The 21,550-nt window shown below is 53.4% G+C and carries 16 protein-coding genes; 10 read left to right on the top strand and 6 right to left on the bottom strand.

What is annotated here, in order from left to right; translation table 11 throughout:
* Positions 1–42: 42 nt before the first annotated feature.
* Positions 43–912: a phosphoribulokinase gene (locus OGY33_RS01890; RefSeq protein WP_003827751.1), complete on the top strand. Its 870-nt coding sequence runs from the start codon at positions 43–45 to the stop codon at positions 910–912.
* A 93-nt stretch (positions 913–1,005) separates the two neighbouring features.
* Here OGY33_RS01890 and OGY33_RS01885 read toward each other — a convergent pair whose 3' ends face one another.
* Positions 1,006–1,413 (bottom strand): OsmC family protein, encoded by a 408-nt coding sequence (locus OGY33_RS01885; protein ID WP_003827750.1) that lies wholly within the window; start codon positions 1,411–1,413, stop codon positions 1,006–1,008.
* Between the two features lie 308 nt (positions 1,414–1,721).
* On the opposite strand from OGY33_RS01885, the gene crp reads away from it, so the two are divergent.
* Both crp and OGY33_RS01875 read left to right on the top strand, forming a co-directional pair.
* Positions 1,722–2,354, top strand: coding sequence for a cAMP-activated global transcriptional regulator CRP (gene crp / locus OGY33_RS01880; protein WP_000242758.1), 633 nt, complete (start codon positions 1,722–1,724; stop codon positions 2,352–2,354).
* Positions 2,355–2,405: 51 nt separating this feature from the next.
* Positions 2,406–4,493: a YccS/YhfK family putative transporter gene (locus OGY33_RS01875; protein ID WP_008786302.1), complete on the top strand. Its 2,088-nt coding sequence runs from the start codon at positions 2,406–2,408 to the stop codon at positions 4,491–4,493.
* A 90-nt stretch (positions 4,494–4,583) separates the two neighbouring features.
* On the opposite strand, the gene argD is transcribed toward OGY33_RS01875, so the two are convergent.
* The 5 genes from argD to ppiA form a co-directional block, all read right to left on the bottom strand.
* Complete coding sequence (gene argD, locus OGY33_RS01870; RefSeq protein ID WP_191238067.1) at positions 4,584–5,801, bottom strand: bifunctional acetylornithine/succinyldiaminopimelate transaminase; 1,218 nt, start codon at positions 5,799–5,801, stop codon at positions 4,584–4,586.
* An 85-nt stretch (positions 5,802–5,886) separates the two neighbouring features.
* Positions 5,887–6,450, bottom strand: coding sequence for an aminodeoxychorismate synthase component 2 (gene pabA, locus OGY33_RS01865; RefSeq protein WP_032945196.1), 564 nt, complete (start codon positions 6,448–6,450; stop codon positions 5,887–5,889).
* Positions 6,451–6,481: 31 nt separating this feature from the next.
* Entirely contained in the window at positions 6,482–7,084 is a 603-nt protein-coding gene (locus OGY33_RS01860; RefSeq protein WP_191238066.1) for a putative adenosine monophosphate-protein transferase Fic, read from the bottom strand.
* Entirely contained in the window at positions 7,074–7,241 is a 168-nt protein-coding gene (ficA, locus tag OGY33_RS01855) for a FicA/YhfG family antitoxin (protein WP_003827708.1), read from the bottom strand. Before ficA ends, OGY33_RS01860 begins: the two co-directional genes overlap by 11 nt.
* Before the next feature lie 106 nt (positions 7,242–7,347).
* A complete protein-coding gene (ppiA, locus tag OGY33_RS01850; RefSeq protein WP_003023595.1) occupies positions 7,348–7,920 on the bottom strand; it encodes a peptidylprolyl isomerase A in 573 nt (190 codons plus the stop codon).
* A gap of 264 nt (positions 7,921–8,184) precedes the next feature.
* Between ppiA and tsgA the strand changes: the two genes are divergently transcribed.
* The 7 genes from tsgA (at position 8,185) to OGY33_RS01815 (ending at position 21,503) form a co-directional block, all read left to right on the top strand.
* A complete protein-coding gene (gene tsgA / locus OGY33_RS01845) occupies positions 8,185–9,366 on the top strand; it encodes an MFS transporter TsgA (RefSeq protein ID WP_032945197.1) in 1,182 nt (393 codons plus the stop codon).
* A 271-nt stretch (positions 9,367–9,637) separates the two neighbouring features.
* A complete protein-coding gene (gene nirB / locus OGY33_RS01840; RefSeq protein WP_008786307.1) occupies positions 9,638–12,181 on the top strand; it encodes an NADPH-nitrite reductase large subunit in 2,544 nt (847 codons plus the stop codon).
* Complete coding sequence (gene nirD / locus OGY33_RS01835; protein ID WP_003023590.1) at positions 12,178–12,504, top strand: nitrite reductase small subunit NirD; 327 nt, start codon at positions 12,178–12,180, stop codon at positions 12,502–12,504. Before nirB ends, nirD begins: the two co-directional genes overlap by 4 nt.
* Positions 12,505–12,690: 186 nt before the next feature.
* A complete protein-coding gene (gene nirC / locus OGY33_RS01830) occupies positions 12,691–13,500 on the top strand; it encodes a nitrite transporter NirC (RefSeq protein ID WP_008786308.1) in 810 nt (269 codons plus the stop codon).
* A gap of 11 nt (positions 13,501–13,511) precedes the next feature.
* A complete protein-coding gene (cysG, locus tag OGY33_RS01825) occupies positions 13,512–14,885 on the top strand; it encodes a siroheme synthase CysG (RefSeq protein ID WP_191238065.1) in 1,374 nt (457 codons plus the stop codon).
* A 319-nt stretch (positions 14,886–15,204) separates the two neighbouring features.
* A complete protein-coding gene (gene bigA / locus OGY33_RS01820) occupies positions 15,205–21,135 on the top strand; it encodes an autotransporter adhesin BigA (protein WP_502873594.1) in 5,931 nt (1,976 codons plus the stop codon).
* Positions 21,136–21,332: 197 nt separating this feature from the next.
* Complete coding sequence (locus OGY33_RS01815; RefSeq protein WP_003827690.1) at positions 21,333–21,503, top strand: YhfL family protein; 171 nt, start codon at positions 21,333–21,335, stop codon at positions 21,501–21,503.
* Positions 21,504–21,550 lie beyond the last annotated feature (47 nt).

Genomic DNA, 21,550 nt, shown 5'->3' with positions numbered 1-21,550 from the left:
CGGCCGACTTTACTATAATTACAACCATTTCATGGAGTTGTTATGTCTGCCAAACATCCGGTGATTGCGGTAACAGGATCCAGCGGCGCGGGGACCACCACCACCAGCCTCGCGTTTCGTAAAATTTTCGCGCAGTTAAATCTGCGCGCCGCCGAGGTGGAAGGTGACAGTTTTCATCGCTATACCCGTCCAGAAATGGACATGGCGATTCGCAAAGCGCGCGATGCCGGGCGGCATATCAGCTATTTTGGCCCTGAAGCTAATGACTTCGGCTTGCTGGAACAAACCTTCATCGAATACGGTCAGACGGGCAAAGGCCAGTCGCGAAAATATCTGCACACTTACGATGAGGCCGTACCATGGAACCAGGTTCCGGGGACATTCACGCCCTGGCAGCCGCTGCCTGAACCGACGGATGTACTGTTCTACGAAGGGCTGCACGGCGGTGTTGTCACCCCGCAGCAAAACGTGGCCCGGCATGTCGATCTGCTGGTTGGCGTGGTACCTATCGTAAACCTGGAATGGATCCAGAAGCTGACCCGCGATACCAGCGAGCGTGGACATTCGCGTGAAGCGGTGATGGACTCGGTGGTGCGTTCAATGGACGATTACATCAATTACATCACGCCGCAGTTTTCCCGGACACATATTAACTTCCAGCGCGTACCGACCGTCGATACCTCCAACCCCTTTGCCGCTAAGAGCATTCCATCACTGGATGAAAGCTTTGTCGTGATTCATTTTCGTAACCTGGAAGGGATCGACTTCCCGTGGTTACTGGCCATGTTGCAGGGATCATTCATTTCCCATATCAATACGTTAGTCGTACCTGGCGGCAAGATGGGTCTGGCGATGGAATTGATTATGCTGCCGCTGGTACAGCGACTGATGGAAGGTAAGAAGATAGAGTGATGTGGTCTTTTGCCGGATGGCGGCTGATGCCTTATCCGGCCTACGTGTTTATATCCTGTAGGCCTGATAAGTGAAACGCCATCAGGCATGACATCACGCAGCAGCAACCACTTCATAGGAATGGGTAATATTCACTGCCTTTTCCAGCATCAACGCCACGGAGCAGTATTTTTCCGCTGAAAGATCGACGGCGCGGGAGACTGATGCATCTTTCAGATCGTTACCCGTTACGATGAAATGCAGGTTGATGTGGGTAAACAGGCGCGGTGCTTCATCACGACGCTCTGAAGTCAGTTTCACTTCGCAGTTGGTCACATCCTGACGACCCTTTTGCAGGATCGATACCACATCAATTGCGCTACAACCACCGGCAGCCATTAATACCATTTCCATCGGGCTCGGCGCTTTATCACCGGAGTTACCGTCCATCAAAATTTGGTGGCCAGAGGCGGACTCACCGAGGAAGGTTAACCCCTCAACCCACTTTACACGCGCTTGCATATTTCGTAACTCCAATGTTTCAATTTTCCTGACAGATTACGCGCACATAACAATTCTCGCAACGGAAGGCGACCTGCGTCATGCTGAAGCGAGACACCAGGAGACACACGGCGAAAGCTATGCTAAAACAGACGGGATGCTACAGTAATACATTGACGTACTGCATGTATGCAGAGGACATCACATTACAGGCTGCAGTATATTTTTGACAGCCCCTTTCCCAGGTAGCGGGAAGCATATTTTTGCAAACCCAGAGGCAGCGTCGTTTTCTGGCTCTGGAGACAGCTTATAACAGAGGATAACCGCGCATGGTGCTTGGCAAACCGCAAACAGACCCGACTCTCGAATGGTTCTTGTCTCATTGCCATATTCATAAGTACCCATCGAAGAGCACGCTGATTCACCAGGGTGAAAAAGCGGAAACGTTGTATTACATCGTTAAAGGCTCCGTGGCAGTGCTGATCAAAGATGAAGAAGGGAAAGAAATGATCCTTTCTTATCTGAATCAGGGCGATTTTATTGGTGAATTAGGCCTCTTCGAAGAAGGTCAGGAACGTAGCGCCTGGGTACGTGCCAAAACCGCATGTGAAGTCGCTGAAATTTCCTACAAAAAATTTCGCCAATTAATCCAGGTCAACCCGGATATTCTGATGCGCCTGTCTTCTCAGATGGCTCGTCGTCTGCAGGTCACGTCTGAAAAAGTGGGCAACCTTGCCTTCCTCGACGTAACCGGTCGTATCGCGCAGACTCTGCTGAATCTGGCGAAACAGCCTGATGCGATGACCCACCCGGACGGCATGCAGATTAAAATCACCCGTCAGGAAATCGGCCAGATCGTTGGCTGCTCCCGTGAGACCGTCGGTCGTATTCTGAAGATGCTGGAAGATCAGAACCTGATCTCCGCACACGGTAAGACCATCGTCGTCTACGGCACGCGTTAACCCCATCGAAGTGGCGCGTTACCCAGTAATGCGCCACTTTTGTTTACTCCGATGTGGCGAAGACTGATATACCACCCAGAGATCAACTACGCACTACGACAAACGCTGGTGCTATGTTTACCTGTGGCTGTTGGTCTGATCATCGGTCAGCTTCATTTGGGGCTTCTCTTTTCCCTCGTCCCTGCCTGCTGCAACATTGCCGGTCTTGATACCCCGCACAAGCGCTTTTTCAAACGCTTAGTCATTGGTGCATCGCTGTTTGCCGGGTGCAGCTTGATCATGCAGCTACTGCTTGCGCAAACTATACCGCTACCATTGATCCTCACCGGCCTGACGCTGATTCTTGGCGTAACCGCCGAGCTAAGCCCCTTGCATGCGCGATTACTGCCAGCCTCGCTTATCGCGGCGATTTTCACGCTCAGCCTGGCCGGGAATATGCCCGTCTGGGAGCCGCTGCTGATCTACGCGCTGGGCACGTTATGGTATGGCCTGTTCAACTGGTTCTGGTTCTGGATGTGGCGCGAGCAACCGCTCCGCGAATCGCTCAGCTTGCTGTACCGTGAATTAGCCGATTACTGTGAAGCCAAGTACAGCATGCTGACCCAGCATGCCGACCCAGAAAAAGCGCTGCCTCCCCTGCTGGTTCGCCAACAAAAGGCGGTGGATCTGATTACCCAGTGCTATCAGCAAATGCATATGCTGTCGGCACATCACAACAACGAATACAAACGCCTGCTGCGTGCCTTTCAGGAGGCGCTGGATTTACAGGAGCATATTTCCGTTAGCCTCCACCAGCCAGAAGAAGTGCAAAAACTGGTTGAGCGTAGCCACGCGGAGCAGGTAATTCGCTGGAACGCGCGAACCGTCGCCGAACGCCTTCGGGTACTGGCCGATGATATTTTGTATCACCGCTTGCCGACCCGTTTCTCGATGGAAAAGCAGATTGGCACGCTGGAGAAAATCGCCAGGCAGCATCCGGACAATCCGGTGGGGCAATTTTGCTACTGGCACTTCAGCCGTATTGCCCGCGTGCTACGGACCCAGCGCCCGCTGTATGCCCGTGACTTAATGGCTGACAAGCAGCGTCGGTTGCCGCTGATCCCTGCCCTGAAAAACTACCTGTCGTTGAAATCCCCAGCGCTGCGCAATGCCGGACGCATCAGCGTTATGTTGAGTATCGCCAGCCTGATGGGCAGCGCTTTACACCTGCCAAAGCCTTACTGGATTTTGATGACAGTCCTGTTTGTTACGCAAAATGGCTACGGGGCGACCCGGGTGCGCATCTTACACCGTTCCGTAGGTACGCTCGTTGGACTGGTTATTGCCGGCGTCACGTTGCACTTTCATATTCCCGAAGGTTTCACGCTGGCGGCCATGCTGCTGATCACCCTGGTGAGCTATCTGATCATCCGTAAAAACTACGGCTGGGCTACCGTCGGTTTTACGGTAACGGCGGTATACACCCTGCAACTGCTGACGCTGAACGGGGAAGAGTTTATCGTGCCGCGGTTTGTCGATACGGTCATTGGCTGCTTAATCGCCTTTGGCGGCACGCTCTGGCTGTGGCCACAGTGGCAGAGCGGTCTGCTGCGTAAGAACGCCCACGATGCGTTAGAAGCCGACCAGGAGGCAATTCGTCTGATCCTCAGCAACGATCCACAGGCCACGCCGCTGGCGTATCAGCGCATGCGCGTCAACCAGACGCAAAACACGCTGTTCAACTCGCTGAACCAGGCAATGCAGGAGCCGGGATTTAACTCGCACTACCTTGCAGACATGAAACTGTGGGTCACGCACAGCCAGTTCATCGTTGAACACATCAACGCGATGACCACGCTGGCAAGGGAACATACGATGCTGACGCCGGATTTGGCGCAGCGGTATCTGGAGTCCTGTGAAATTGCACTCCAGCGCTGTCAGCAGCGGCTGGAATATGATGGGCCGGGAAGTTCGGGAGATGTGAATATTCTCGAAGCGCCAGAGATGCTGTCCCATGGTCCGTTAAGCACCCTTGAGCAGCATCTGCAGCGGGTTCTTGGGCATCTGAACACCATGCATACCATTTCGTCGGTAGCATGGCGTCAGCGACCGCACCACGGGATCTGGCTGAGCCGCCGACTACGGGACATGAAAGGTTAAGAGATTTGCCGGATGCGCTACGCTTATCCGGCCAACGAATCACACCTTACCCTGTAGGCCGGATAAGGCGCGCGCGCCGCCATCCGGCAATCAGCCCACCACCTTCGCTACCGCCTGCGCGAAACGCTGCATCCCTTCATCGATATCCGCCTGCTCCACCACCAGCGACGGCGCGAAACGCATCACGTCCGGCCCGGCGTTCAGCACCATCACCCCTTCGTGCGCGGCGGCATAGAGGAAATCGCGCGCCCGGCCTTTAAACTGCGGCTTCAGCTCGGCGCCAATCAGCAGCCCCATCCCGCGAATATCGCTGAAAATATCGAACTGTTGATCAATCTTGTGCAAATGCTGGACAAACGCCTGACGCCGGGCCTGAATGCCTCCCAGCACTTCCGGCGTGTTGATGATATCAAACGCTGCCCCCGCTACCGCGCAGGCCAGCGGGTTACCGCCGTAAGTGGAGCCGTGCGAACCCACGTGGAACGCGGAGGCAATCTCCTGAGTGGTCAACACCGCGCTTACCGGGAAGCCGCCACCGAGCGCCTTCGCGCTGGTGAGGATATCCGGCGTCACGCCGTAGTGCATATAGGCAAACAAATCGCCGGTACGCCCCATCCCGCTCTGCACTTCATCAAATACCAACAGCGCCTGGTGCTGGTCACAAAGTTCACGCAAACCTTGCAGGAATTCCGGCGTAGCCGCAGTGACGCCGCCCTCTCCCTGAATAGGCTCAACGACCACCGCGCAGGTGTGATCGTCCATCACCGCTTTGACCGCATGCAGATCGTTAAACGGGACATGGATGATATCCGCCGGTTTTGGCCCAAAGCCGTCGGAGTATTTCGGCTGCCCACCAACGGACACGGTAAACAGCGAACGGCCGTGAAACGCATTATGGAAGGCAATGATTTTGGTTTTGAACGGACTATGACGCACGCAGGCATAATGGCGCGCCAGCTTAAAGGCGGTTTCGTTGGCTTCAGTACCGGAGTTCATGAACAGCACGCGCTCGGCAAAGCTCGCATCAATGATTTTACGGCCTAAGCGCAACGCCGGTTCGTTGGTAAATACGTTGCTGGTATGCCACAGGGTTTCGCCCTGGGTTTTTAACGCCTCAACCAATGCCGGATGGCAATGCCCTAACGCGGTCACTGCAATGCCGCCCGCGAAATCAACATACTCTTTGCCCTGTTGATCCCACACTCGACTCCCTTTTCCTTTTACCGGGATAAACTCAGCCGGTGCATAAATCGGCAGAATCACTTCATCGAATGTCGCGCGCGTAATTGCAGTTTGTTCAGTTGCCATGTCATTACCACCCTGTTAAGCAGAAACGCCAGTGAAATTATAATCACAAAATATGAATAAAAAATCACTGAATAGCAACTACAAATCAGCGATTGAGAAAATTAGCCAGCAGCTGATGCCCCTGTTCGCTGAGAATACTCTCCGGGTGAAACTGTACCCCTTCCATATCCCACTCGCGGTGACGAATGCCCATAATCTCCTGCGTTTCACTCCAGGCCGTCACCTCAAAGCACTCGGGAAGCGTCTCAGGGGCAACCACCAGAGAGTGGTAGCGCGTCACCGTTAATGGGTTAGCGAGTCCCTGAAAAACACCCTGCCCGGTATGGGTAATCGGCGAGGTTTTACCGTGCATCACTTTAGCCGCCCGAACTACGCTCGCACCAAAGGCCTGCGCCATCGCCTGGTGGCCAAGACAAACACCCAACAAGGGGAGCTTACCGGCGAAATGACGAATAACCTCCAGTGAGATACCGGCGTCATCCGGCGTGCATGGCCCAGGGGAAATCACGATTTTTTGCGGGTTCAGCGCGTCGATTTGCGCCAGCGTCAGCTCGTCGTTGCGCCGGACAAGGACATCAGCGCCCAGTTCGCAGAAGTATTGGTACAGGTTCCAGGTAAAAGAATCATAGTTATCAATAAGCAGGATCATGGCGGCTCCGGTACATAAGAACCGCGCTATTCTACTCAGTTTCAGGGGCTTCGCTTACCACTTTACGAAATATCGCCCGCAGTGCAGACAGGTCACCCATCGCCCCGCTCTGATTAGCCTGATTCCACTCCTCAACCGGAATGCCATCCCAGCTCAGCATATACCCGGCATGAATCGCTAACTGTTCGAAGAAAATACGCTGCGCCAGGCCACTGCCAATGCGAAACGGATGCAGCACATTGATTTCGCAATAATAGTGCGCAAGACGATCGACAAACTTGTCTTCCGGTATTCCCACCAGCCAGGACTCCTCTTCCAGGTCCTGCATCAGCGCATTGCCCTCTTTCTCGATATAGGCGAAGTGGCAAAAGCGAGTATCGCCCTGGTAAATATCGACTTCACGCAGGTGTCCCGCCCAGTCAAAAATATCCCGATACAGCTGACGATGAATGGCGCACAGGTGCGGTAATCCCCGTTTAAGCGGCCCCAATTCGATAGTTGCCGCACGCAGCGCTGTCAGTTCATAAGCAGCCTGCGCCAAACGCTGCGCCTGATGAATCCCCAGACGGTTACGCATGACATTCAGGCCCGGATATAAATACGGGTCGCGACCATCACCGAATTTATCGCTCATAGTGCCTCCTCAGCTCTTCAAGACGCGCCAGGGCGTCTTCAGCACTCAGAGTAACCCGTGGAATATCTACGCCTTCCAGCCGTCGGCTGGCCTGGAAATTGGCGTTTCGCCGTTGTTCCCACAGCCTGGACTTTTGTTTATCGGTGAGTTTTTTCACGTGACCTCCCTGAATGAGCCGACACTTGCCACAAGTATAAGCAGCAATTTCGGGTTACGCAGAGAGAGGGGTGAACGCGGGCAAGAACTACCCGCGCAAGATACGATTACGGCAGGACTTTAGCAGAAAGGATAACAATCGGTTTTGACGGGACATTCTGGTATGGACCGACATCATGGGTCTGTACCTGAGAGATCTTATCCGCGACATCCATACCTTTCACAACTTTACCGAAAACAGCGTAGCCAAAGTCGCGCTGGCCGTGATCGAGGAAAGCGTTATCTGCAATGTTGATAAAGAACTGGCTGGTCGCGCTGTCTTTATCCGCTGTACGCGCCATAGCAATCGTGCCGCGAGTGTTACGCAGTCCGTTATCGGCTTCATTCTTGATTGGCGGGTTAGGTTTCTTCTGCTGCATCTGCTCGGTAAAACCGCCGCCCTGCACCATGAAGCCTGGGATCACACGGTGGAACGTGGTGTTGTTATAGAAACCACTGTTGACATAATCGACAAAGTTTTGCACTGAAACCGGGGCTTTCTGACTGTTCAGCTCCAGCTCAATGTTACCAGCAGAGGTTGTCAGCAGAACATGTGGATCACCTTTTGCTGCCAGTGCTGCGGGAGAGAGAGCAGAAAGAGCGAGAACAGCTGCAACAGCCGCCAGAGTCGATTTGAGCATGAGAATTCCTTAACAAGAGCAGAAATGAAGCAAGTGAATTGATTCTAAAGAGCCTTCAAGGACAAGGCCATCCCTTTACTTAATTTTACGTACCTGAAACAAATGTAACCTCATGGCTGCAAGTATCAATGTGATCAAGATCACATTGAAAAATGTAACGCACCAAGTTATTACCGATAAATATTTAAATACATCACTAAAGCGCCTAAAATCTGCCCGCTCACGGCGCAGTCAATGCGCCTTACACTTCTATACAGGCCAGTCATGACTAACAGCAATCGCATCAAGCTCACATGGATTAGCTTTCTCTCCTACGCCCTGACAGGTGCGTTGGTAATTGTCACCGGGATGGTGATGGGAAACATCGCAGATTACTTCCATTTGCCCGTTTCCAGCATGAGTAACACCTTCACCTTCCTGAATGCCGGCATTCTGATCTCTATCTTTCTGAATGCATGGTTAATGGAAATCGTGCCACTGAAAACCCAGCTGCGCTTCGGCTTTATCCTGATGGTACTGGCCGTTGCCGGACTGATGTTCAGCCATAGCCTGGCCTTGTTCTCCGCCGCCATGTTTGTATTGGGCCTGGTAAGCGGTATCACCATGTCGATTGGTACGTTCCTGGTAACTCAAATGTACGAAGGTCGTCAGCGCGGTTCCCGCCTGCTGTTTACTGACTCCTTCTTCAGCATGGCCGGTATGATTTTCCCAATGGTTGCCGCGTTCCTGTTAGCGCGCAGCATCGAATGGTATTGGGTCTATGCCTGCATCGGCCTCGTATACGTCGCCATTTTCCTGCTGACCTTCGGTTGTGAATTCCCGGCACTGGGTAAACACGCTCAGCAGTCAGACGCGCCGGTAGTAAAAGAAAAATGGGGGATTGGCGTGCTGTTTCTGGCGATCGCTGCACTGTGCTACATCCTTGGTCAGCTGGGTTTTATCTCCTGGGTCCCGGAATACGCCAAAAGTCTGGGCATGAGCCTGAACGATGCGGGTAAACTGGTCAGCGACTTCTGGATGTCTTACATGGTTGGCATGTGGGCATTTAGCTTTATTCTGCGTTTCTTCGATTTGCAGCGCATCCTGACCGTACTGGCGGGTCTGGCTACCGTCCTGATGTATCTGTTTATCACCGGTACGCCAGAGCATATGCCGTGGTTTATTATGACGCTGGGCTTCTTCTCCAGTGCGATTTATACCACCATCATTACCCTTGGCTCCCAGCAGACGAAGGTCGCCTCACCCAAACTGGTTAACTTCGTTCTGACCTGCGGTACCATCGGCACCATGCTCACTTTCGTCGTCACCGGCCCTATCGTGGCACACAGCGGCCCGCAGGCGGCATTGCAAACAGCTAACGGCTTGTATGCGGTTGTATTCGTGATGTGCTTTATTCTTGGGTTTGTCACGCGCCATCGCCAGCATAACGCCCCAGCAACGCATTAATCTCACTGCCGGATGGTATCCACATCATCCGGCACATTCTCACCCTCCTCTTCTTTCATTGGTCATGTAGGCCAATTCTTACAAAAACCCCTTAATTTGTACGCTATTTATACAAACACGAAAACCCAAATAATTCCGTCACTTATAAAAATGCTGACAAATCAGTTATATACCTCTTAAGGAGTATATAAGGGCGAATTTGATTTGTATCAATAAGCGCGGTAGCTGAATCGTTAAGGTAGGCAGTAATAGAAAAGAAATCGAGGCAAAAATGAGCAAAGTCAGACTCGCTATTATCGGTAATGGTATGGTCGGCCATCGCTTTATTGAGGATCTTCTTGATAAATCCGACGCTGCCAATTTTGATATTACCGTCTTCTGTGAAGAACCCCGCAAAGCGTACGACCGCGTACACCTGTCTTCCTACTTCTCCCACCACACCGCCGAAGAGCTTTCTCTGGTGCGTGAAGGATTCTACGAGAAGCACGGTGTTAAGGTGTTAGTGGGCGAGCGCGCAATTACCATTAACCGCCAGGAGAAGGTGATCCACTCCAGCGCAGGTCGTACGGTTTACTACGATAAGCTGATCATGGCGACGGGCTCTTACCCGTGGATCCCACCGATTAAAGGTTCGGAAACCCAGGACTGCTTCGTTTACCGCACCATTGAAGACCTCAACGCGATTGAGTCTTGCGCGCGCCGCAGCAAACGCGGTGCTGTTGTCGGCGGTGGTCTACTGGGCCTGGAAGCCGCCGGTGCGCTGAAAAGCCTCGGCGTTGAAACCCACGTGATTGAATTCGCCCCAATGCTGATGGCTGAACAGCTGGATCATATGGGTGGCGAGCAGTTACGTCGCAAAATTGAAAGCATGGGCGTGCGTGTGCACACCAGCAAAAACACCAAAGAGATCGTTCAGGAAGGCACCGAAGCGCGCAAAACCATGCGTTTTGCCGACGGTAGCGAACTGGAAGTCGATTTCATCGTCTTCTCTACCGGTATTCGTCCACGCGACAAACTGGCCACCCAGTGCGGTCTGGACGTCGCGCCACGCGGCGGGATCGTCATTAACGACACTTGCCAGACATCTGACCCGGACATCTATGCCATCGGCGAATGCGCCAGTTGGAACAACCGCGTGTATGGTCTGGTCGCTCCAGGCTATAAAATGGCGCAGGTTGCCGTTGACCATATTCTCGAAACTGAAAACGCCTTTGAAGGCGCGGACCTGAGCGCCAAGCTGAAGCTGCTCGGCGTTGACGTCGGCGGTATTGGCGACGCGCATGCGCGCACGCCGGGCGCACGTAGCTACGTCTATCTCGACGAAAGCAAAGAAGTCTACAAACGCCTGATCGTTAGCGAAGATAACAAAACCCTGCTCGGCGCGGTTCTGGTAGGCGACACCAGCGATTACGGCAATCTGCTGCAACTGGTGCTGAACGCCATCGAACTGCCGGAAAATCCGGATTCACTGATTCTGCCAGCACACGCGGGCAGCGGTAAGCCGTCTATCGGTGTCGATAAACTGCCGGACAGCGCGCAGATTTGCTCCTGTTTTGACGTCACCAAAGGCATGCTGGTTGCCGCTATCAACAAGGGCTGCCATACCGTTGCGGCGCTGAAAGCAGAAACCAAAGCCGGGACCGGCTGCGGCGGGTGTATCCCGCTGGTAACGCAGGTTCTGAACGCCGAACTGGCGAAACAGGGTATCGAAGTTAACAACAATCTGTGTGAACACTTCCCGTACTCACGTCAGGAACTGTTCCATCTCATCCGCGTAGAAGGCATCAAAACCTTCGAAGAGCTGCTGGCAAAACACGGGAAAGGTTACGGCTGTGAAGTATGTAAACCTACCGTAGGTTCCCTGCTGGCTTCCTGCTGGAATGAGTACATCCTCAAACCGCAGCACACGCCGTTGCAGGACACCAACGACAATTTCCTGGCGAACATCCAGAAAGACGGTACTTATTCCGTGATCCCGCGCTCTGCGGGTGGCGAAATTACCCCTGAAGGCCTGGTGGCTGTGGGCCGTATCGCGCGTGAATTTAACCTGTACACCAAAATTACCGGTTCTCAGCGTATCGGCCTGTTCGGCGCGCAGAAAGATGACCTGCCGGAAATCTGGCGTCAGCTGATTGAAGCCGGTTTTGAAACCGGTCACGCGTATGCCAAAGCGCTGCGTATGGCGAAAACCTGCGTAGGCAGCACCTGGTGCCGTTACGGCGTCGGCGATAGCGTGGGCTTCGGCGTGGAGCTGGAAAATCGCTACAAAGGCATTCGTACCCCGCACAAAATGAAATTCGGCGTCTCCGGCTGTACCCGTGAATGTGCGGAAGCTCAGGGTAAAGACGTGGGTATCATCGCCACTGAGAAAGGCTGGAACCTGTACGTTTGCGGTAACGGCGGGATGAAACCTCGTCATGCAGACCTGCTGGCAGCGGATATCGATCGCGAAACGCTGCTCAAGTACCTTGACCGTTTCATGATGTTCTACATCCGTACTGCCGACAAACTGACCCGTACCGCACCGTGGTTAGACAATCTGGAAGGCGGTATTGAGTATCTGAAGTCCGTCATCATCGACGACAAGTTGGGTCTGAACCAGCATCTTGAAGAAGAGATGGCCCGTCTGCGTGAAGCAGTGGTGTGTGAGTGGACAGAAACCGTTAACACCCCATCCGCGCAGGTTCGCTTCAAACACTTTATCAACAGCGAAAAACGCGATCCGAATGTCCAGGTTGTGCCTGAACGTGAACAACATCGTCCGGCCACGCCTTATGAGCGTATCCCGGTGACTCTGGTGGAGGAAAACGCATGAGCCAGTGGAAAAACATCTGCAAAATCGATGACATTCTGCCTGCAACAGGCGTCTGCGCCCTGTTAGGTAACGAGCAGGTTGCGATTTTCCGCCCGTATCACAGCGACCAGGTGTTTGCGATCAGCAACATCGACCCGTTCTTTGAGTCCAGCGTGCTTTCTCGTGGGCTGATTGCTGAACATCAGGGCGAATTGTGGGTTGCCAGCCCGCTGAAAAAACAGCGTTTTCGCTTAAGCGACGGTCTGTGCATGGAAGACGAACAGTTCTCCGTGAAACATTACGAAGCGCGAGTGAAAGACGGCACGGTGCAACTGCGCGGTTAATTAATTTTGGGAGGCGCAACGCCTCCCCTTTTTTGACGTATTTGTAGGTCTTTTATTAGTAGGCCTGATAAGCGTAGCGCCATCAGGCAATTGCACAAGCACATTGCCGGATGGCGGCATAAATGCCTTATCCGGCCTACGGTTACGATTTCTTTTTATTGTTTGTACTTCAAGGATAATCAACACATGTTCACAGACACTATCAATAAGTGTGCGGCTAACGCTGCGCGCATCGCACGCCTGTCGGCTAATAACCCGCTCGGATTCTGGATCAGTTCGGCAATGGCGGGAGCCTATGTGGGTCTCGGCATCATTCTTATTTTCACCCTCGGTAATCTGCTCGACCCGTCCGTTCGTCCTCTTGTGATGGGTGCAACCTTTGGTATCGCCTTAACGCTGGTCATTATTGCCGGTTCGGAACTGTTTACCGGTCACACCATGTTTCTGACGCTCGGCGTCAAAGCAGGCACCATCAGCCACGGTCAGATGTGGGCAATCCTGCCAAAAACCTGGCTGGGTAACCTGGTCGGTTCCGTGTTTGTCGCTCTGCTTTACAGCTGGGGTGGCGGTAGCCTGCTGCCGGTCGATACCAGCATCGTCCATTCGGTTGCTCTGGCGAAAACGACCGCGCCTGCAATGGTTTTGTTCTTTAAAGGCGCACTGTGTAACTGGTTGGTTTGTCTGGCAATCTGGATGGCAATCCGTACCGAAGGCGCGGCAAAATTCCTCGCTATCTGGTGGTGTCTGCTGGCGTTTATCGCTTCCGGCTACGAGCACTCCGTTGCCAACATGACGCTGTTTGCCCTCTCCTGGTTCGGCCACCACAGCGAAGCCTATACCCTGTCAGGAATTGGTCATAACCTGTTGTGGGTGACACTCGGTAATACTTTGTCCGGTGTCGTATTCATGGGATTGGGTTATTGGTATGCTACGCCAAAATCGGAGCGTCCGGCTCCGGCAAAAATCAATCAGCCAGAGGCTGCTGCCAATAATTAAGGGGTAATGTCGTGGATCATTTGCCTATATTTTGTCAACTACGTGACCGCGACTGCTTGATCGTCGGCGGTGGTGATGTCGCAGAACGCAAAGCGCGGTTACTGCTGGAAGCGGGCGCCCGTTTAACGGTTAATGCGCTGGCGTTTATTCCACAGTTCACCGTATGGGCAGATGAAGGCATGCTGACGCTGGTGGAGGGACCGTTCGATGAGTCCCTGCTCGACACCTGCTGGCTGGCTATTGCCGCCACCGATGACGATGCCGTCAACCAAAGCGTCAGCACCGCCGCAGAATCACGTCGTATCTTCTGCAACGTGGTCGATGCGCCAAAAGCAGCCAGTTTTATCATGCCCTCCATTATCGACCGCTCACCGCTGATGGTGGCGGTCTCCTCCGGCGGGACATCGCCAGTGCTGGCCCGTCTGCTGCGTGAAAGGCTTGAATCCGTACTGCCTCAGCATCTGGGCCAGGTCGCGCAGTATGCCGGCAAGTTGCGCTCCCGAGTGAAGCAACAGTTTGCCAGCATGGGTGAACGTCGCCGCTTCTGGGAAAAATTGTTCGTGAATGACCGCCTGGCGCAGTCGTTGGCGAACAATGACCTGAAAGCCGTCGAGGAAACCACTGAGCAAATGCTCAGCGAACCGCTGGATCACCGTGGTGAAGTGGTGCTGGTTGGCGCCGGTCCTGGCGATGCCGGCCTGCTGACGCTGAAAGGGCTACAGCAGATCCAGCAAGCGGATGTTGTGGTCTATGACCGTCTGGTTTCCGACGATATAATGAACCTTGTACGCCGCGACGCAGACCGGGTATTCGTTGGTAAACGTGCGGGCTATCACTGCGTACCGCAGGAAGAGATCAACCAGATCCTGCTGCGTGAAGCACAACAGGGCAAGCGCGTGGTACGACTGAAAGGTGGCGACCCGTTCATCTTTGGCCGCGGTGGCGAAGAGCTGGAAACGCTGTGCCATGCCGGTATTCCATTCTCTGTAGTGCCGGGTATTACCGCAGCCTCCGGTTGTTCTGCCTATTCCGGCATTCCACTGACCCATCGTGATTACGCTCAGAGCGTGCGTCTGGTTACCGGACACCTGAAAACCGGCGGAGAGCTGGACTGGGAAAACCTGGCAGCAGAGAAACAAACGCTGGTGTTCTACATGGGGCTAAACCAGGCGGCCACGATCCAGGAAAAATTGATCGAATTTGGCATGCAGCCCGATATGCCCGTCGCCCTGGTAGAAAACGGTACCTCCGTGAAACAGCGTGTCGTCAATGGAGAGCTGACTCAGCTAGGAGAGTTGGCACAACAGGTTGAAAGCCCAGCGCTAATTATTGTTGGCCGTGTGGTAGGCCTTCGCGATAAGTTGAACTGGTTCTCGAATCATTAATTGAATGCTAATAAATGCCCTGACTCTCAGGGCATTTATTTTCTCGTTTGTTATTCATGATTTATTCTCAAAGCTGAATTAAGAAAGACTAAATTCATTCATAAACAAAATGTATTTACGCTCTTATTTATAAAAAACACGTAAAAAACCCTGTTTATATCCGAACAACCCATAAATTAAATTCACATCCTAAATAATACCTGACCATTGAGTAATTTGACGAAACACTGTCATTCAGTGGCAAAATAATAAATTACCTCGAAATAAATTCATGCCTTCAATGGCATGTTTTGTGCGTATTTATTTAAGGATGTCGATTATGCAAAGGAAAAAACTCATTGCTGTGGGTATTGCTCTTGCGTTGCAAACTTACTATCTCCCGGCGATAGCCGCAGATAGCAGCGACGATGACAATGATTGCCCTACTGATATATCCGTATTATCAAAAGCCGAACGTGACAAACTCTCCGCACGCTGCCTGGCAGATTATACAGAACAAGACAATCACTGGGGATGGGTCGCGGGTGGTGTCGCTGCGCTAACAGCTGGTGTAGCGATAGGTATCGATAACAATGGCGGCGGCCATTCCCACCATAATGATACTCCGGCAACCCCATCAGATAATGGCGATGTTACGCCCACACCTCCTGACGACGATAACGGTGATGTAACGCCCACACCTCCCGACGACGATAGCGGCGATGTTACGCCCACACCTCCTGACGACGATGGCGGCGATGTAACGCCCACGCCTCCCGATGACGATGGCGGCGATGTAACGCCCACACCTCCCGACGACGATGGCGGCGATGTAACACCTACACCACCTGATGATACCTCTGTTATTACCTTCAGTAACGGCGTCACCATCGATAAAGGCCTGAACACACTGACATTTGACGGCATCAAGCTGGATAGCGGCACGGACCTCGGCGGCGCCGTGTGGAATTACGTCGAACAGGACGATCGGTGGCAGATCACGTTACAAGACGGTAAAACGCTGCTGGTATCCGACTGGAAAGTAACCGACGAGAATGCCGCCGTCATTGAAGGTACGGTGCAAGGAAGCGATCTGTACTGGAAATATGACAGCCAGGGATACCTGATCGTTGCCGATGATCAAACCACCGTTGCAACGGGCGACGACGAGTCACACGTTGCCGATCGCGGGGTTGATACCCGTGGTGAAGGTAAAACCGGGGTCATCATCTCCGGCGATAGGACAAACAACACGTTAAGCGGTGATTCCTCCATCAGCGATGGTGCGGTCGGCATCGTCATTACCGGTGACAACACCACCAATACGATTTCAGGACAAAGCACCGTCGACGGCGCAACCGGCGCGCTGATTTCAGGTAACGGCACCACCACCCGCATTTCAGGTGGCATTGACGTCACAGGTGGCGGCACCGGCATGGTGATCGATGGCAACGAAACCACGGTGGCGAATACCGGCACCTCTAACATCAGCGGTCAAGGTTCAACCGGCTCCATCGTCAATGGCGACAACTCGCACGTTATTAACGATGGCGAACTCTATGTGGCCGACGGCGCTACCGGGGCAAAGATTACCGGTGATGATGTCCTCATCGACAACAAAGGCGATACCACCGCCAGCGGTGCAGGTTCTACCGGGCTATATATTGACGGCGACAACGCAACCATTAACAGCGAAGGGAAGCAGGATATTTCCGGCGGCGCAACGGGCATCCTGATTAACGGCAACAGCGCCACCTTCGATAATATCGGCACCACCGATGTCAACGGCGCAGGCTCTATCGGTATCAGCATCACCGGCGACAAAACGCGTATTACTAACGATGGTGAGCTAAACGTTACCGACGGCGCGACTGGAGCCAAAATGACCGGTGACGGTGCGGTGATTGATAACACCGGCGACTCAGCGGTCACCGGCGCGGGGTCTACTGGACTGTACATCGCAGGTAATAAGGCGCTGGTTATTGGCGAAGGAGATCAAACCATTGCGCAGGGCGCAACGGGTACCGTCATTGCGGGCGATAATTCCCGAATCGCGAATACGGGTGATATCACCGTGGATGGCACGGGCTCTACTGCCGCAGTCATTGATGGTAATGATAATAATCTGACCCAGGCAGGTGACATGCTGGTCACCAACGGTGCGACGGGCATCGTCACAGACGGGACGGGTAACGAAATCAAAAACACCGGTCACGCGACCGTGCGTGATGAAAGCTCCGTCGGATTTATCATCGCGGGCGAACAAAACACCTTTTACAACAAAGGGAATATCGACGTCAGCCTGAATGGTACTGGCGCCCAGGTGAGCAGCGATTCGTCACAGGCAACGCTTGATGGTGATATTAACGTTACCTCAGCGCAGGACAGCGATGGCGTATTTCGTGGCGCAACGGGTGTAAACATCAGTGGCGATAGCAACACCGTTAATATCACTGGTAATGTCAATATGAGTGCTGACTATATACAGGACTCTCTGATAGCCAGCGATACAACACTAACCGGCGTCACTGTCGGCGGTGACAACAATAATATTTCGCTTGATGGCGGGCTTAACATTGATGTTAGCGATCAGTCCGCTGGCAGCGGACAATATCTGAACGTTGTTGGCTTAAACGTGACGGGTGACGGGAACAGTGTCGCGATCGATGGCGGTATTAATGTTACTCACAGCGAATATGGAGATATTGACGATGTGCTTATTCATGGTATTGATATCAATGGAAACAGCGAAGCCACGCTAAGCGGTCACTCTACGGTAGATACGGCAACTCTTAGCGGCGGCAATGTCGTGCTGGCTCAGGTCAAAAATGGCGGCACACTGGTTTTGGATGACAGCTCAGTTATTGATATTAATGCCAAATATGTGGATTCGTTCAATTTCACCTCAAATGCCTTGCTAATGGCCGACGGGGAAAGTTCATCGATTGAAAACAACGGCAGCATCACCAGTCAGGGCGTATATACCATCATGCGCGCTGACGATGGCGCAGAAATCAGCAACAGCGGCAATATCCTTATTTATGCAACGGGCAATAACGTCAGCGGCAGCGATGACCGTACAGGTATTACTCAGGCTAACGGTAACGGCTCTGTTGTTCAGAACAAGGCTGGCGGGGATATCACCGTTATTTCTGACCAAACGCCGGCGTACATCGGTGGTATAAGCGTATACCCACTGAAATGGTACACCCACACCTTTTACGCCATGCTGTCCTCCGGATACGGCAGCGTTATCAATGATGAAGGCGCAACTATCCATTTGCAGGGCGCAGGTGTGTATGGCGTTAGCGCCAGCAGAGGAACAGCGATAAACGAAGGCGATATTTACCTGGATGGTTTTATCCCGACGCTGGACGATGAAAACAACATCACTGGCACCAGCTACTGGCAGCCATCATCGCTCTATCTCACCAGCTCAGGAATGGTGGCTGGCTCCACCGACGGTGGCGATGGCGACGCTACCGCTACCAACACCGGCACCATTACCGTTAATAACGCCGGGTTCGGCATGATGGCGCTTAATGGCGGCACCGCGATTAACCAGGGTGTGATCACCCTGACCGCCGATGAGGGCGTGACCGGCCAGGCAAACGAGCTGGTCGGGATGGCGGCGCTCAACGGTGGCGTCGTGATTAACGACACGACTGGCACCATCAATATTGATGCTGATTACGGCCAGGCGTTCCTGAGCGACAGTACCAGTTACATCATCAACAACGGCGCCATCAATCTCAACGGCAGCCCGATGGATGACGCCGATTCCCATATGGGCAGTACGCCAACGGATAAAATCTGGATCCAGTCCCTGCCCGGCAGCGGCGACAGCGACACCCAGACCTCTGATGCGGGTTTCTTCACCAACGGCACGCTGGCGAACTACGGCAATGAAACGCTGAACGGCGATGTGGACGTTAACGGGGGCTGGCTGTACAACGAGACGGGGGCCTCGCTCACCGTCAACGGTACCCTGACGATTAACGGCGGGGCTAACGCGCTGGCCAACTACGGGACGCTGGACGCGAACGCTATTTCCACCTGGCACAGCCTCTTCAATGAAGCGGGCGGCAGCATCACCACCGATCTGTTAACCCTTAACGGCGACGTCACTTTTTACAATAACGGCGATTTCACCGGCTCCATCGCGGGCACCAGCTACCAACAGGAAATCGTCAACACCGGCGATATGACGGTGGCGGAAGATGGCAAATCGTTGGTCAGCGGCAGCTTCTATTTCTATAACGAAGAGGGCGCAACACTTACCAACAGCGGCAGCGCGGTGGAAGGCGGCGAGAACACTATCATCAACCTGACGCGCGCCAACGATTCGCTGACCCAGGTGAACAGCGGCACCATTACCGCCACCAACGGTTACAGCGCCATCACCACGGTCAACGGCAGCAACAGTCCCAAATGGATCTGGAACACCGAAACCGGCGTGATTAACGGTATTAACCCGGATGCGCCGCTAATCAATCTGGGCCGCGGCTATAACTTCGGCAACCAGGGCACTATCAACGTGCAGGGCGATAACGCCGTAGCGATTAGCGGCGGCACCAGCAGCTATGTAATCAACCTGGTCAACAGCGGCACCATCAACGTCGGAACCGAGCAGGGCAAAGAGGACGGCACCAACGGCACCGGGCTTATCGGCATCAAAGGCAACGGTAATGCCACCACCATAAACAACACCGCAGACGGCGTGATCAACGTTTACGCGGATGACTCGTATGCGTTTGGCGGCCAGACCAAAGCCATCATTAACAACGGTGAAATCAACCTGCTGTGCGACAGCGGCTGCGACATCTACGCTCCGGGCACCACCGGTACGCTGAATGACCACAACGGTACGGCAGACATCGTTATCCCAGATGCGGCTACCGCCCCAACCGAGGGCAGCATCCCCACGCCGCCAGCGGATCCAAACGCGCCGCAGCAGCTCTCCAACTATATTGTCGGCACCAACGTCGATGGCAGTTCCGGTACGCTGAAAGCTAATAATCTGGTGATTGGCGACAACGTGAAGGTGGATACCGGTTTTACCAGCGGCACGGCGGAGACCACCGTGGTGGTGGATAACGCCTTCACCGGCAGCAATATCCAGGGTGCGGACAACATCACATCCACCAGCGTAGTGTGGAACGCACAGGGTAGCCAGGACAGCGACGGCAACGTTGACGTCACCATGACCAAAAACGCCTATGCCGATGTGGCGACCGATGGTTCTGTCAGTGACGTGGCGCAGGCGCTCGACGCCGGTTACACCAACAACGAGCTGTACACCAGCCTTAACGTAAGCACCACCGCTGAGCTGAACAGCGCGCTGAAACAGGTAAGCGGCAGTCAGGCTATCACCGCGTTCCGTGAAGCCCGCGTGCTAAGCAACCGCTTTACCATGCTGGCCGATGCCGCGCCGCAAATTAAAGATGGCCTGGCGTTCAACGTCGTAGCGAAAGGCGACCCACGCGCTGAGTTGGGCAACGATACCCAGTACGACATGCTGGCATTACGTCAGTCGTTGGATCTCACCGCCAGCCAGAATCTGACGCTGGAGTACGGTATCGCACGTCTGGACGGTGACGGTTCGAAGACCGCGGGCGATAACGGCCTGACCGGTGGCTACAGCCAGTTCTTTGGTCTGAAGCACAGCATGGCGTTTAATGAAGGTCTGGCGTGGAAGAACAGCCTGCGTTATGACGTGCACAATCTCGACAGCAGTCGTTCTGTCTCTTATGGCGACACCAACAAGGTGGCGGATTCCAACGCACGTCAGCAGTATCTTGAGTTCCGCAGCGAAGGGGCGAAAACCTTCACCATGCTCAACGATACGTTGAAAGTCACGCCGTACGCCGGGGTGAAATTCCGTCATACGCTGGAAGGCGGCTACAAAGAGCGCAGCGCGGGGGACTTTAACCTGTCGATGAACGCTGGCAGCGAAACCGCCGTAGATTCCATTGTCGGAATGAAGTTCGCCTATACCGGTGAAAATGGCTGGAGCGCCAGCGCCACACTGGAAGGCGGTCCGAACCTGAGCTACAGCAAAAGCCAGCGTACTGCGTCACTGCAAGGTGCCGCAGGCCAGTCCTTTGGCGTAGACGACGACCAAAAAGGCGGAGGCATCAACGGTCTGGCGACGGTCGGTGTGAAATACAGCGCCAAAGACGCCAGTCTGAATCTGGACGCTTACCAGTGGAAAGAGGACAACATCAACGATAAAGGCTTTATGTTGAATTTCAGAAAAACATTTCGTTAATTAATTAAACCCAGCAGCCTGGTATTATTTATTAATACCAGGCTTTTTTATTTAAATTAAATTCACTAATCGTATGCTTTATATATAAAGCGACATGTCCTTTTCTGGACTACTTAAAGTTTATGTTAGTTGATATCTTATCCGGCGAAAAATGGACTTCATCCATTTAGAAATAGATATCTAACAAGGATTTTGACATGCTGAAATTTGCAAAAATCACCTTAGTTGCTGGTGTTCTGGCTACGCTGACCGCGTGTACTGGTCATATCGAAAACACAAAAAATAACTGCAGCTACGATTACTTCCTGCATCCAGCAATTTCGATTTCTAAAATTATTGGTGGCTGTGGTCCGGCTGCAAATCAGTAATAAAAGCGATTGCGCAGATACAAAAAACCGGGAATATCCCGGTTTTT

The organism is Citrobacter sp. Cpo032 (assembly GCF_030332975.1).
GTDB lineage: Bacteria > Pseudomonadota > Gammaproteobacteria > Enterobacterales > Enterobacteriaceae > Citrobacter > Citrobacter portucalensis.
Note: the sequence above shows the minus strand (reverse complement) of the source record. Positions and strands in the feature narration are given on the sequence as shown.

Excerpts from the sequence above, each read along its gene's own strand:
- OGY33_RS01890 (WP_003827751.1), top strand. The coding sequence starts at position 43 with ATGTCTGCCAAACATCCGGTGATTGCGGTAACAGGATCCAGCGGCGCG.
- OGY33_RS01885 (WP_003827750.1), bottom strand. The coding sequence starts at position 1,413 with ATGCAAGCGCGTGTAAAGTGGGTTGAGGGGTTAACCTTCCTCGGTGAG.
- crp (WP_000242758.1), top strand. The coding sequence starts at position 1,722 with ATGGTGCTTGGCAAACCGCAAACAGACCCGACTCTCGAATGGTTCTTG.
- OGY33_RS01875 (WP_008786302.1), top strand. The coding sequence starts at position 2,406 with ATGTGGCGAAGACTGATATACCACCCAGAGATCAACTACGCACTACGA.
- argD (WP_191238067.1), bottom strand. The coding sequence starts at position 5,801 with ATGGCAACTGAACAAACTGCAATTACGCGCGCGACATTCGATGAAGTG.
- pabA (WP_032945196.1), bottom strand. The coding sequence starts at position 6,450 with ATGATCCTGCTTATTGATAACTATGATTCTTTTACCTGGAACCTGTAC.
- OGY33_RS01860 (WP_191238066.1), bottom strand. The coding sequence starts at position 7,084 with ATGAGCGATAAATTCGGTGATGGTCGCGACCCGTATTTATATCCGGGC.
- ppiA (WP_003023595.1), bottom strand. The coding sequence starts at position 7,920 with ATGCTCAAATCGACTCTGGCGGCTGTTGCAGCTGTTCTCGCTCTTTCT.
- tsgA (WP_032945197.1), top strand. The coding sequence starts at position 8,185 with ATGACTAACAGCAATCGCATCAAGCTCACATGGATTAGCTTTCTCTCC.
- nirB (WP_008786307.1), top strand. The coding sequence starts at position 9,638 with ATGAGCAAAGTCAGACTCGCTATTATCGGTAATGGTATGGTCGGCCAT.
- nirD (WP_003023590.1), top strand. The coding sequence starts at position 12,178 with ATGAGCCAGTGGAAAAACATCTGCAAAATCGATGACATTCTGCCTGCA.
- nirC (WP_008786308.1), top strand. The coding sequence starts at position 12,691 with ATGTTCACAGACACTATCAATAAGTGTGCGGCTAACGCTGCGCGCATC.
- bigA (WP_502873594.1), top strand. The coding sequence starts at position 15,205 with ATGCAAAGGAAAAAACTCATTGCTGTGGGTATTGCTCTTGCGTTGCAA.
- OGY33_RS01815 (WP_003827690.1), top strand. The coding sequence starts at position 21,333 with ATGCTGAAATTTGCAAAAATCACCTTAGTTGCTGGTGTTCTGGCTACG.